Below are 13561 nucleotides of genomic sequence, written 5' to 3' on the forward strand. Positions count from 1 at the left end.
TCCATGACCCATATGCGAACAAAAATAGGATGCGCCCTGTTATGCATGGCGACCGTCTTGGCCGCCTGCAACGGCGACAGCTCTACTCCTCCCTCCTCTGCCCCAGCCGATTCGGGGGCGGTATCGGCAGCAGCGGTGAATACGACAAATGTTGCGGGCGAACCGGAGAAAGCGGCGTACAAAGACAGCGATTTTGCGACCGATTGGACGCAGGAAAATCCGGTATATATCAAGCTGAACGGAGCCGCTGCGACGATCGAAGGGACAGGCGCCAAAGCCAAAGACAAGTCCGTTGCCATAACGTCGCCCGGAACTTATGTGGTCAGCGGCACATGGGAGGACGGTCAAATTACGGTCGAGGTGGCGGACACGGAGAAAGTACGGCTCGTGCTGAACGGAGCGGACTTGACGAACAAGAGCGGTGCTGCCCTCTACATTAAAGAAGCGGATAAAGCCACGATCGTTTTGCAGGAAGGCACAACGAATAAAATTTCGGACGGAGCGAATTATGCTGCAGCGGGAACCTCCGACGACGAGCCGAATTCGGCTGTATACAGCAAAGCCGATCTTACGTTGACCGGAACGGGCTCGCTGATCGTGCGAGGCAACTATAATGACGGATTGACGAGCAAAGACGATCTGAAAATTACAGGCGGCACGATTGAGATCCATGCGGTGGACGACGGACTATTAGGCCGGGATCAGGTCGCCGTCAAAGACGGAACGATCGCGATCGAAGCCGGCGGAGACGGCATCAAAACGACGAACGATACCGACTCATCGAAAGGCAGCATCGCCATCGAGGGCGGATCGTTCCGTATCAAAGCCGGAAGCGACGGCCTGCAATCCGCGGCAGCGATCCGGATCGACGGCGGCACGTACGATATCGTGGCAGGCGGCGGCAGCGCGAACGGCGCGGTAAGAACGGGCAACGACCGTCCGGGATCGCGGGGCGGCCCGAATACGGCCCAACAACAACAAACGGCAACAGAAGATTCGCCCAGCACAAAAGGGATTAAAGCGGCCACGACGATCCTTGTGACGTCGGGTACCTTAACTATCGATTCCAGAGACGATGCAGTGCACAGCAACGGTTCGATCGCGATCGCCGGCGGAGAGCTTCGGATAACGTCCGGTGACGACGGTATCCATGCGGATACTTCCATCGCCATTACAGGCGGCACGATCGATATTGCCAAGAGCTATGAAGGAATCGAAAGCTCGGAGATCACGATAACCGACGGGATCATCCGGCTTGTCGCCAGTGACGACGGCCTTAATATTGCCGGTGGAAATGACGGCTCCTCGGTCGGAGGACGCCCGGGACAGAACAATTTCACCGCGGCGAGTCAGGGCAAGCTTGTCATCAGCGGAGGCTCCTTGACGGTGGACGCCGCCGGCGACGGATTGGATTCCAACGGCTCGATCGACATGTCGGGCGGCACGGTCATCGTGAACGGTCCGACTTCGAGCGGCAACGGAGCCTTGGACTATGACGGAACGTTCACCATTAGCGGGGGCACCTTGATCGCCGCCGGAAGCGCAGGCATGGCCATGGCTCCTTCGGAGCAGTCCGCAGGGCGCTCCGTCCTGATGACGTTCTCGCAGACGAAAGCGGCAGGCACGGCCGTCGAGCTGAAGGACGGCAGCGGGAACGTCGTCGTAAGCGCTACGCCTTCCAAAGCGTATCAGACGGTTGTGTTCAGTTCCCCGGCCCTCAAGCAGGACACGGCCTACACCCTTTATGCGGGTGGAACGAAAATCGTGGACTTCAACATTTCCGGCTCCGTCACCTGGTTGAATGAATCGGGAGTTACGAGCGGACGCAGCGTAGGTCCGGGCGGTGCAGGCGGCAATCCCGGCATGAATCGCGGGCGCGGAACCGGCACAGGCATGGAACGGCCAGCTCCATAAAATTCACTACTCTCCTCGCAGCAAGCCGGCGCAACAGCCGGCTTGTTTGTTTTTTTCCTCGGCCGGACTTTTATTCCTTATAATCGGGTTATGTAAAATTCTTTTATTCAACGGCGTAATGAAAAGACAAATGATCCGTATTTACTTATGAATTGCTTAGCTAAGCAGAATTCATCAGAAAGGAGCTTTTGCTTGCAGCAGCGCGCGATCGTTCATCCCTTCGTCTCCAAGGAGGCGTTAACGCCTACAGAAGCGGAATCCCGGTTCGCTTTTATTTATGAAACGTACCACAAACGAATATACAACTACATCGCCTACCGGGTGAATTGCCATTTTACGGCGGAAGATTTGACCAGCCAAGTGTTCGAGCGGACGTTCATCAAAATCGGGACGTATTCCGAGAACAAATCACCTTTTGAAGTCTGGCTGTTTGCCATTGCCCGAAATACCGTGAACGACTATTATCGAAGTCTAAAGAGCAGCAGGCTGTTCTCGCTCACCGGTTTGAAGGAGCTTGTATCCGGCAAAAAAAGTCCGGAAAGTCTGATCATCGAAGGAGAGTTCAACGATCAGCTGCAGCAGGCCCTGCAATCGTTAAACGCCAGGGAACGGAATATGATCGCCCTCAAATTCGGCGCAGAGCTTAAGCATACGCAAATCTCCGAGCTGCTGGGCATCAGTGAAAATAACGTCGGGATCATCCTGTTCCGGACGATGAAGAAGCTAAGAAAACTGCTGGGGAGCGTGGAATCGGAATGAACCGGAACAACCGCAATCACCGTTTTGCTGATGAAATGGATACTTATCTCCAACAAAAAACTGGAGAACCGGCAACGAAAGCGGAATATGCGCCGCTCTTCGAGGTAGGCCGAATCCTGGCGGAGCGGGATTACAGCAAGATCAGCGATAAAGCTACGATGTATCGTCAAATCAGGAATAACCACAACCAATTCAAGGAGAGTTCCAACATGAATAAAAGGAAAAAATGGGTGCGTTTCTCGGTAACGGCCGCATCGGTAGCCATGGTGGGGATCATTAGTCTTGCGGCGGTTCAGCCTTCCTCGGCCTCCGAAATGATGGGCAAAATTATGAACACTATATCACTTGGGCATATCTCTGTCTCGCAGGTGGAGCCTGCACCGGAACAATTAGCCGGGGCAATCCCGGAAGAAATGAAACATCAAATCATGGCTCAAGCAAAAGATCAGCCCGTAAAACCGGATGCGCTTGTCGTAAAAGATCCCGGACAACTGAATCAGTATACTTCCTTCCACGTGCTTCTTCCTGCTTATCAGCCCAGCGGGTATACATTTGACCGCGCCGAATTTTACAAGGATGAACAAGGAACGGTCAGCGGCTCCAAGTACATCGATATTTACTACACGAATCCGGAGACGGGAAAATTCATCTATATGCAGCAGCGCCATGCCGATGAAGAGACGGCCTTCTCCCAGAGCACGACGCATCAGGTGAATCGGGTCCAAGTGAATCATACCGATGCGGTTATGATCGGCGAACATTCGATCGACTGGGAGGCTGGCGGCGTGCTGTACGGCATAACGGCTAAAGGACTTTCAAAAGACGAAATTCTGAAGATCGCAGAGTCGATTCCTACTTCATAAGCAGCGATCCGCTCATGAGACAATCGCCCTTAACAGCTTGCCGGCTGATTAAGGGCGATCCCCTATGCTTATGACCGGGATTCCTTCGTCGTGCCTCGATATCCCGCTTTATCGATTCCACGGCTTCGCAACACGCGCTGTTCATACCGCTTTCCCCTGCAATGCTCCTTTTAGCCGCCGCCGACGCATTGACTACAAAAGATCCGCTTCCCCCCATTTCCAATCTTTGAGATAATCGAGCTAACAGCTTCAGGCGCGTTATCATCATTGTATCTCTATCCGGAAAGGCGGACATATGGATGTCAAACTTCTATAGTAAACTAGGCGTGGCAACCGTCATAAATGCCGCAGACTCCTACACCATGATCGGCGGATCGCTGATGCCTGCCGAGGTAATCGAGGCGATGGCGGATGCAGCCCAATCTTTTGTTTCGCTGGAACAGCTGCATCTGAAAGCCGGTGAGCGGATCGCCCGGCTGACGAGAAATGAAGCCGCTGTCATTACAAGCGGGGCCGCCGCAGCACTGACGGTGACGACAGCCGCCTGTATGACGGGTGCGGATGAAGCGAAGGCGAAGGCATGGCCTCTTCATAAGGGCGCAAGGAATGAGGTCGTTATTCACCGCTGCCAGCACAACGGGTTTGACCTTGCGATCCGGCAAACCGGGGCTACCTTGGTTGAAATCGGAGATACGGAAGGCACGACTGCCGAACAGCTGGAATCAGCATTGAGTGATCGAACAGCATGTGTCATTTATTTCGATACGGTGCAATTCGCCAAAGCGGCGCTGCCCTTGGAGGAAGTGATACGAATCTCCAGCGCGAAAGGCATCCCGGTCGTCGTTGACGCTGCGGCGCAGCTGCCCCCGGTTAGCAATCTGTGGCGATACACGGGAATGGGCGCGGATCTCGTTATTTTCTCCGGAGGCAAGACGCTTCGCGGTCCGCAAAGCACGGGATTGATCGTCGGGAAGGAACGTTATATTGCGGCATGCCGCCTCTATGTGGGAGCCAGAAATTCAATCGCCAGGCCGATGAAGGTAGGCAAGGAAGAGATCGCAGGTTTAGTGGCCGCTATAGAGCGGTACGTCAATCTGGACCATGCGGCGGTGAAGGAGCAGCATGAGCGGCTTGTCCGCCGTCTATGTGAGGGATTAAACCGGGCAGGCTGGCTCGCCGAACGGGTATATCCCGGTCCGACCGGACAGGATTACCCTCTGGCTCATGTCAAGCCGGCTCATTCCGCCTGCACGGCGGAGCAGTTGAGCAAGCTGCTGCTGGACGGTACCCCGTCCATTCTCGTAGCCCTGACTCCCGATCAGCAGGGACTGACGCTGAACCCTCTTCATCTGAACGAGGTTGAAGCAGAGCAAATCATTATACGGATGAGCAAGTTGCTGGACGAAGGCCGGGACGAAAGACCTTAGTACCGTCTTCGCATCACTTTGCCGCTCCGGCTGAACATCTTATGCCGGAGTAGCCCCCCGTTCATACCGAACACGGGGAACGCTTTTTCTGCAGCGCTCCAACTAATATTAACGCCCTGCCGCTGATTGCCTAAGCATTCCGCAGCAGGGCTTTTCGATTGGATGTATAATACCCGCTTATACCGGTTGTACGGTCCGTTCCGGAGCTGAGGCGGCATCGTATTTGACCCATACCGCTCCTTTTTCCGAGCTCTCCAGGCACTTGTCGATAAACCGTACGCCGTCGGCCCCTTCGCTGATGCGCGGATAATCCTCCGGTTCGGCGCCGGTAAGCTTCCCGTCTCTAAGCAGCTTCAACAGTTCTCCGCTGAATGCGGCGTAAATGTTCGCAAACGCTTCATATAAGCCTTCGGGATGTCCTCCGGGAAGCCGGTTGAACGCCGCCGCTGCCGGATACATCGGATCTCTGCCGCGGGACAGTAATTGAAAGGGCTTTCCCAGGATGGAAAGCTGCAGCTCCTCGGAACGTTCGTGCTGCCACTCCAATGAACCTTTCGTCCCGAACAGCCGGATTTTCAGACCGTTTTTGCTGCCTGGCGCCACTTGGGAGCACCAGTACATGCCGGTCGCGCCGCTGGTGTATTTCACCATAATGTTGGCATTGTTGTCGAGCTCCATCAACGTCCCGTGCGACTGCAGATCGGCACATAACGTCTCAATCTCAAGCCCGGTTATGTAGGAAACGGTATGAGCGACGTGTACGCCAATGTCTGCCACACAGCACGATTTACCCTGCCGGGCATCCATTCTCCAGGACGGCGCAGCCGCATGAAGCACCCATTCCTGAGGATATTCCGCCATCACGGATATAATATCGCCGATCTCCCCTTGTTTGACGATCTCTCTGGCCTGCTTCACCATCGGATAACCGGAATACGTGTACGTTACCCCGAACAATAGGCCTCGTTCGTTCGCGAGCGTCTCCAGCTCCCGCGCTTCGCTCTCCTCGATCGTTACCGGCTTGTCGCAGACGACGTGAATCCCGTGGAGGAGAAACACCTTGGCAATCTCGTAGTGCGAATTGTTCGGCGTTACGATGACGACAAAATGAATCCGGTCTTCGCGCGCTGCCTCCTTCTCGGCCATCTCCCGGTACGTCGCATACAGCCGGTCCGGGTCGATGCCGTACTTCTCCCCTGTAATCGCCGATTTGGCGGGGTCCCGCGAGAAGCATCCCGCCGTTAGAACGTTGCGGCGATCGAACATCGCCCCCCGGGCATGAATATCTCCGATTAATGAACCTTCCCCTCCGCCAACCATGCCAAATCTAAGGACGGACTGCATGAAATCCTCTCCCTTCGCTTATTGCTGCGCAGCCGCGCAAGAATTACGTTCGATCAGCTCTGTGGACATCAGCATCTGTCTAGGAGGAATCTTCGATTTTTCGAGCAATCGATCGGCTGTGGACCGCGAGTCTTCCCGGCGCCTCTTTATTTTGCCAAATCACGGTGATCGGCGGGGGATCGATTTGTTGCGAAGTCTGTCCGCCGTCTTCCATCCCGCTAAAATTATAACCGATACCACTTGCGTTGTTGCACATTTTTAAAATGTTTCCAAAGAAATTTTAGTGTTGTGATGTTTAGATAGCTCCCCCGGGCTTCATCATATCAGTGTTGTTCCGAAGTCAACTAACCATGGAATAGGTGGAGGTGGAAGCGCCTTTGGTTTGAACTCCGTCTGAGCGGTGCTAACGAGATTAACGGTGACTTATAGGACAGCTCCTGGGAACTGTCCTATACGCAGTGCTGCTCACCCTTTGGGAGTCAGCTCCACCCATTTTTGTCCTTGATCGACTGGCGCGTACTGGAGCAGACGTTCGATCAGCCGGACCGGGTCCGGTTCCACGACAAGAAGCTCCAGATTTTCTTCCTTCATAAAGCCTTCCCGGACGGTGTGCTTCAGCATCTCGACGAGCGGATCGAAAAAGCCGCGGACGTTCAGCAACCCGATCGGCTTGGCGTGAATGCCGATTTGAGACCAGCACGCCGCCTCGAACAGCTCCTCATACGTGCCGAGTCCTCCAGGCAAAGAAATGAAAGCATCCGATAATTGGGCCATCAGCGCTTTGCGCTCGTGCATCGTGCCTACTTCGTGGAATTCCGTCAAGCTCGTATGAGCCAGTTCTCTGCGAAACAATCCGGTCGGCATGACGCCGATCGCCTGTCCTCCCGCCGAGAGTACTTTATCCGCTACTCGCCCCATTAGCCCTACGCTAGCCCCGCCGTACACCAGATCGATCCCGTGCGCGACGAGCGCGTCCCCCAACTCGTTGGCCGCGAGTTCATAATCGGAATGGCTGCCGGGATTTGAACCGGAAAAGATGCAAATACGTTTTATGTCGTTCATCATTAACCTCCCTTAATCTCTATCCAGTATAAAACGATTTGCGACAAATTGCATCTGCCGCCCTCTTTCGCACCGCGAGCTGCTTGGTCACTCGTCTACTCTGCTGCTGCTCCATAAACCGAAAAAAGACCTGCCGCCATGGACAGGTCCCGCTTCCAAATCAGGCCCAGAGTGCCAGCCAGCGAATCCGTCGCGCTAAAGCCGCACCCGAACCTCCCGAATCATAACTGTATCGTCCTTGCCTGGTTCGGGAATGAATCTCAAAGCCGTCAGCTTCCGCCCGTCTGCCGGCAGCGGAATGACGATTTTGTAATAGGTCCGGTCTCCGTCGCGGATCGGCAGCGCCGTGCGAATCGGCATCGTATGCTTGCCGTCCCGGTATACCTTGCGCTCCGCCTAGTAAAGTGCATTTCCTGACGGATTCGATCAGATCTGGCTCCCCGCTTCCTTTTCCCCTATAATCGTAAAAAAGAAAGGAAGTGGAAACGATGAAGTTCGTGCTGCTATTCGGTCCGCAGGCGGTCGGCAAGATGACGGTCGGGCAAGAACTCGCCAAAATAACAGGGTTAAAGCTGTTTCACAACCATATGAGCATCGAGCTGGTCGTCCCGTTTTTCAGCTATGGTACTGAGCCGGGAAAACGACTGGTCAAGCTGTTCCGGCAGGCCATTTTCGAAGAGGTGGCAGCCAGCGAATTGGACGGATTGATCTTTACGTTCCTCTGGTCGTTTGACCGTCAAGCGGATTGGGACTATGTGGACAACGTCTGCCGGATTTTCGAATCCAAGGGGGCCGATGTTTATTTCGTCGAGCTGGAAGCGGAGCTGTCCGCAAGACTGGAGCGCAACAGAAGCCCGCACCGGCTCGAGCATAACTCGAACTCTTCCTGAAAGACGATCGTATTGTTGCTCACTGTAATATTTTCGAAGACGGTCTTCTCGCTTGTCCATCCCGCGCTTGCGATACCCACGGTCAAGTATCGCCGATGCACCTTGTTGGTCAGCGTAATCGTATTGCCGATAACCGTTACGTTTTTGACCGGATGGGTGCCGTAGGGCCCAATCTGGATTCCTTGATTGGCGTTGCTGATCGTATTGCCGGAAACCGTCATATCGCACCGGTCGTCCGTGCCGTTACCCGCTTGGAGATTGACTCCCGTATAATATCCGTCCATCACATTGTTCGAAACGACGCTTTGCCCCAGATGCGTCTCGATCGCCCCTCGCGCCTTCTGCCCGGGAGCCGCATAAAACATACAGTTCATCACCGTATGATTCCGGCCGTTCACATAAATCGCGGAGTTGTCGTAATCGCCGGTCCCTCTTGCCATGACGAAGTTGAAATAACAATCCGTAATCGAAGCGAGGTAACCCGTATTGCTGTTGAGCGAAACCGAGTTGACGCCGCATGTAGGATCGAAATGCACATTGTCAACGCTTACATTTTCGTAGCGGTACGAGATGATGCAGAACTGGTAAAAATAAACCGTGTCTTTTCTATTAAGGTCGATGTAACAGGTGAGATTGTTTTGCGGATTTTGGTCGAACCGCAGCTTGCTGATCCGTACATTTTTAAGCGGTGCGCTGCTGCTGCCGTAGAAGATCGTAAAGTAATCGCCCGCATTGTCCTTCACTTTAATGACCGAGCCGACGCCTTCACCCAGCAGGTTCACATCGTTTCTCAGCGTAATCCATTTATTCAAATACGGAGATACGATATACGTGCCTTTCGGGAAAAAAACGGTCCCGCCGCCCATCGCGAATATGGCGTTGATCGCGTTCTGGATCGACTGAAAATCGTCGCTGCTGCCGTCGCCCTTCGCTCCGAACCATTTGACGCTTACATATTCCGTCTCGATAATCCGTTTGAATCTTGCTCCGGACGAAGACACGAGCACCGTTCCCAGATTGTCGGCCGTCGCGGTGTCGGCCGGATCGTACCTGAAGAAGCCTTCCTGACCTTCGTCGGTGACATAATATAACAAATCCGCGCTCGGATTCGTCTCCGCCCTTAAGGCGACAATTGTCGAGACGACGCAGTAATCCATCTGCATCAGCTCTTTCGGTTTTATCTTATTACTGTTGCCGTATACCGCCTCTGTCACCAGACTCGCACCATTTCCGTAAGCGCTTCCAAGTGATGAGCTGACAGCCGCGGCTCCCGCCAGCCCTAGAGATACAAGCAACTTCCTTCTGCTAACCATGCTGCTTGCAGCTTGATGAGAATCTTCTTCGCCGCTTTCGATCGGGTTCATCTGTTCTTTCATTCGTTTTTCCTCCCTAAATGATTGTACATACAAGGGTTTGCTCACAGAAACCGCTTTCATAACAATCTTAGCCGGAGCCGGACAAAAAAGCTTTGTCCGGCCGACCGTTTTTTTTGTGCTGCGGATTGTTATCTTGTTCAGCATTTTGGTTAAATTGTTCAGACTGCCGAGACGTTGTGCTTATGCGGACCCGGTCGTCAGGGTAATGTTATTTGTTTTTGTACTCGGCGATGATCTTGAGCGATTCTTCTTCGGACTTGCGGAACGCGGTATTGATATCCATCTTTTGTTTCATGACCTGGTCCGCATATTTCGCATAATTGGCGACGATCGAAGCGTCGTAAGGCGCTTTTGCGGGAATCGGAGCGAATTTATTATGGAAGACGGCTTTGAGATTTTTGTTCTTAAACGGCGAATCCTGTCCAAGCGCTTTCTGAACAGCTTCGTTTTTCACGACCGGCATAATCCCTTTTTTGGACAGCTCCATTTGGAATTCGTCGGAAACCATATACTTTAGCACTTCCATCGAGGCGTCCGGATTTTTGCTCAGCTTCGTAATGCCGAAGTAAAACGGATACGACTGGGAGCCGACTCCCGGCTGCTCCTTAAACGTCGGAAGCGAGACCATGTCCCAATTCAGCTTCTGAAGATCGTCGGGCAGCACGTAGACGAGACTGGACAAATAGGCGTACATGGCTACGTTCTGGTCCTTCAGGAAGTAGTTGATGTCAGGTAATTTGTTCGTCTTATCCAATTGCTCCTTGTATCCGGCATCCATATACGGATCGAGAAATACTTTTTGGAAAAACAACTTCCACTTCTCGTCCTTATTAATGGTCGGCGTTTGCGTTTTTAAATCCACATTCGGGACGGAAAACTGATTCATTCTCAACAGATGGTTCGCCGAGGTGGTAAACCCGTAGTATTGCGTACCGCCTTCGCTGCGGGTCAGTTTTTTGGACAGCTCGAGAATCTCGTCCCACGTCATGCCGTCTTTCGGATACGAAACGCCGAATTTATCGAACAGCGTTTTGTTGTAATACAACACCATGTTGTTCGTATGAACGGGGATGCCGGTCAGTTTGCCGCCCGACGAATCGCGAATACCCTGGATAACCGTAGGCTCGATTTTGGTCAGGTCCACTTTATGCTTTTTGACCAATTCGTCCATATCGATTTCGAGTCCGTTATCGAACATCATCGATTCATAGTTGCCGGTCGATATGAAGAAAATATCGAATTTGGTGCCCGCAGTCAGCAGCTCCGGCATCGTGCTGCCCTTCGTGCTCTGAATATACTTGATCGTATAGTTCGGAAACTTCTTGCGGATCGAATTGCCAAACCGGTAATCGAAGCTTTCCGCAGGATCGCCGTTCGACGAGTAAAAGACGATTTCCGCCGGTTCTCTTGTTTTAGGCGCAGGCGCTTGGGGCTCTTCTCCGCCTTGGTTGCCTGCCGTTTGCGTTCCGCAGCCTGTTGCTACAGTGGCAAGCAGTGCTGCCGACACGATGGAGGCTGCGCTCATTTTTTTTAACATTGGATATCCCCCTAATCTTCTTGTGTGGAATAAAACCGGTAGCTCCCCCGCCAGGAAATCGTCTTCCCTGTGGGCAGTACATACGCCTTCTCCATGATTTGCAAAAAGTACGACTTTCCGTATTCGTAAGTAAATGCTGCCGGTCGATGTCCGGGTAATCCGGCAGCTTGCCGGAATCGCTGTTTGCCTTCACCGGACTTGACGATACGACGCGGTCTCCGGCCATGTAGGCGATGTCACCGTTCCACGCGTAATTAACCGTCTGCAGCCCATAATAACGGGTGATGGTGACATCCTCCAAAGCTTCGATCTCCGCATGTACCTGTACCCTTCCCCCGATACGGAGTAAAGGATCGTTTCCTGCAAAATTTCGCGGCCGCGGCCGTCGCGGAGCCGGTCTCCGGGGGAACGCAACGCGATTCCAGCCGGATCGTTCCGGCTTTCCCGGTATTGTCTAACGCCCCACAATTCCGTATGTCCGCAGCACCTCCTTCAACCGGTTCACCTCCCCTTCAATCTCGGACAGCGTTGCGCCATTCGTATCGTCTACAGGGGCAAGGCTTCCCAGCCGGCCGAACGGTTTCCATAACGGGGCCGCATAAGTCACGGGACTCGTACCCTGGATTGCCGTCGCAAGCGGCGTTTCGAGCCTCACCTCGCTGCCGGCGATTCGGACGATTTTCCGCACCTGATTGCCTGAGGTGATCCGTATCCATTGCCCCGTCTCAAGCGGCGAGGCATCGCTTACGGTAATAACCGGTTGCCCCGCTTCGCCGGCAGCTCGTATGCCGCTCAGCGTCCCGGAGGTGCCCTCGGATACGGCTTTGCAGCCGACCGGCGTTATGCCGTCCTTCGAGTTCAGCCCGGTAATCCAGACGATATCTCCCGGCCTATACGTACCTGCCGCCGGAGGATAGACCGGTGATGTGAACACGAGCGACCGCACATCGGTTCGGACCGACGGGCTGAGCAGCAGCCACAATCCCCCCTGGTTCGTCCGGATCTGATTGCCCGTCACCTCGACGTCCGTGTAAGTCCCTTCGCCGTCGCTAATACGGATCGAACAAAACCCCTTCGGCTCGTCGTACGTATCCGAAATCAGATTGCCGCTGATCCGCGCTCCGATTACGGTCGATCTTAACGCGATGCCGGCCCGGTACGATTCGACCTTTGTCGGATAATGACCGGCGTTCACGATCACATTGCCGGTAATTAATGCGTTCGAGACGACGCCGGCTTTCTGAAAGCTTCCGAGCTGGATGCCGGTAATCGTCATGTCGCAGCGGTCGTCGCTGCCGCTGACGTTGCCCGCTTGCAGATTGACGCCCGTGTAATAACCGTCCATCACGTTGTTCGCTATCGTGCTCTGCCCCAAATGCGTCTCGATCGCTCCCCGCGCCTTCTGTCCCGGACCGGCATGGAACAGGCAGTTCGCCACCAGATGATTTCTGCCATTTAAGTAAATTGCGGAATTGTCGTACGTGCCATTGCCTTTGGCTATCACGAAATTGAAGTAACAGTTCGTAATCGAGGCGAGCTTGCCCGTGTCGCTGTTCAGCGAGATGGAGTTGACCCCGCAGGTCGGATCAAACTCCACGTTGTCGATCGCGATGTTCTCGTAGCGGTACGAAATGATGCAAAACTGAAAAAAGTATCGCGTATCCTTCCGGTCCAGATCGATGTGGCAAGACAAGTTGTTCTGCGGGTTCTGATCGAACTTCAGGTTGCTGATGCGGACGTTGCGCAGCGGTTCGGACGTGCTGCCGTAAAAAATCGCGAAATAGTCGCCGGCGTCGTCCTTCACCTTGATCACCGAGCTTGTTCCTTCGCCGAGCAAATTTACGTTGTCCTTGAGCTTGATCCATTTGCTCAAATACGGGGACACGCTATACGTGCCTTTCGGGAAAAAAACAGTGCCTCCGCCCTGAAGCGACACGGCGTCAATCGCGGCCTGAATCGCCGTGAAATCGTCGTGGCTCCCGTCCCCCTTGGCTCCGAACCATTTTACGTTCGTGTACTCGGTTTCCCTGATCCGTTTGTAGCGGACTCCGGATACGGTGACCAGAATCGTTCCGTCGTTATCCCTGGAGACCGGATCGTCCACATCGCAATAAAAGTGACCTTCCCGGCCGGGATCGGTGACGTAATACACAAGCGCCGGATCAGCTTCCCCCGTCATCGCCCTCAGTTCGTCCATGGTGGTCACCCTGGTGCCCTTCGCCTCCCACATCTCCGCTCCGCTGCCGTTAACCGCAGCTACGGAAACGCCAAGTACGGCAGCGGCCCCCGCCATGCCGAGCGAAGCGAGCAGCGTTCTTCGGCTGACGCGTTTCCCCGGCCCCGAACGTGTTTCTTCTCCCCGTTCCTTGTTTTCCTCAGACATTGTAAA

10 protein-coding genes and 1 pseudogene are annotated in these 13561 nt (G+C 54.0%); 5 read left to right on the plus strand and 6 right to left on the minus strand.

Features of this window, described 5'->3' with window-relative positions; translation table 11 throughout:
* Window positions 1-45: 45 nt before the first annotated feature.
* The 4 genes from IDH45_RS12730 (at window position 46) to IDH45_RS12745 (ending at window position 4963) form a co-directional block, all read left to right on the plus strand.
* Window positions 46-1914 carry a carbohydrate-binding domain-containing protein gene (locus tag IDH45_RS12730; protein WP_223836611.1) on the plus strand — a complete coding sequence of 623 codons (1869 nt, stop codon included), beginning with the start codon at window positions 46-48 and terminating at the stop codon, window positions 1912-1914.
* A 192-nt stretch (window positions 1915-2106) separates the two neighbouring features.
* Window positions 2107-2673 carry a sigma-70 family RNA polymerase sigma factor gene (locus IDH45_RS12735; RefSeq protein ID WP_223836612.1) on the plus strand — a complete coding sequence of 189 codons (567 nt, stop codon included), beginning with the start codon at window positions 2107-2109 and terminating at the stop codon, window positions 2671-2673.
* A 209-nt stretch (window positions 2674-2882) separates the two neighbouring features.
* A complete protein-coding gene (locus tag IDH45_RS12740; RefSeq protein ID WP_190928118.1) occupies window positions 2883-3536 on the plus strand; it encodes a DUF4367 domain-containing protein in 654 nt (217 codons plus the stop codon).
* A 299-nt stretch (window positions 3537-3835) separates the two neighbouring features.
* Window positions 3836-4963, plus strand: coding sequence for an aminotransferase class V-fold PLP-dependent enzyme (locus tag IDH45_RS12745; protein ID WP_190928120.1), 1128 nt, complete (start codon window positions 3836-3838; stop codon window positions 4961-4963).
* Between the two features lie 177 nt (window positions 4964-5140).
* Here the strand turns inward: IDH45_RS12745 and IDH45_RS12750 are convergent, their stop codons facing one another.
* The 3 genes from IDH45_RS12750 to IDH45_RS12760 form a co-directional block, all read right to left on the minus strand.
* Window positions 5141-6307 (minus strand): Gfo/Idh/MocA family protein, encoded by a 1167-nt coding sequence (locus IDH45_RS12750; protein ID WP_190928122.1) that lies wholly within the window; start codon window positions 6305-6307, stop codon window positions 5141-5143.
* Window positions 6308-6772: 465 nt separating this feature from the next.
* Window positions 6773-7360 carry an LOG family protein gene (locus IDH45_RS12755; protein ID WP_190928333.1) on the minus strand — a complete coding sequence of 196 codons (588 nt, stop codon included), beginning with the start codon at window positions 7358-7360 and terminating at the stop codon, window positions 6773-6775.
* Window positions 7361-7564: 204 nt separating this feature from the next.
* Window positions 7565-7729, minus strand: a complete 165-nt coding sequence (locus IDH45_RS12760; protein WP_190928124.1) for a hypothetical protein — start codon at window positions 7727-7729, stop codon at window positions 7565-7567.
* A 128-nt stretch (window positions 7730-7857) separates the two neighbouring features.
* Between IDH45_RS12760 and IDH45_RS12765 the strand changes: the two are divergent.
* Window positions 7858-8241, plus strand: a pseudogene (locus IDH45_RS12765) (AAA family ATPase); the annotation flags it as partial.
* Here the strand turns inward: IDH45_RS12765 and IDH45_RS12770 are convergent.
* From IDH45_RS12770 to IDH45_RS12780, 3 genes are all read right to left on the minus strand, one after another.
* The gene (locus IDH45_RS12770; RefSeq protein ID WP_317891200.1) at window positions 8169-9779 is read right to left on the minus strand and encodes a glycosyl hydrolase family 28-related protein; all 1611 of its coding nucleotides are present in this window, start codon (window positions 9777-9779) and stop codon (window positions 8169-8171) included. The pseudogene IDH45_RS12765 and the gene IDH45_RS12770 overlap by 73 nt on opposite strands.
* A 64-nt stretch (window positions 9780-9843) precedes the next feature.
* On the minus strand, window positions 9844-11172 hold the full coding sequence (locus IDH45_RS12775; RefSeq protein WP_190928130.1) for an ABC transporter substrate-binding protein: 1329 nt from the start codon (window positions 11170-11172) through the stop codon (window positions 9844-9846).
* A 454-nt stretch (window positions 11173-11626) separates the two neighbouring features.
* Window positions 11627-13555, minus strand: coding sequence for a glycosyl hydrolase family 28-related protein (locus tag IDH45_RS12780; protein WP_190928132.1), 1929 nt, complete (start codon window positions 13553-13555; stop codon window positions 11627-11629).
* Between the last annotated feature and the right edge of the window lie 6 nt (window positions 13556-13561).

It is taken from the genome of Paenibacillus oceani (assembly GCF_014705615.1).
In the GTDB taxonomy this organism is placed as follows: Bacteria; Bacillota; Bacilli; order Paenibacillales; family NBRC-103111; genus Paenibacillus_AB; species Paenibacillus_AB oceani.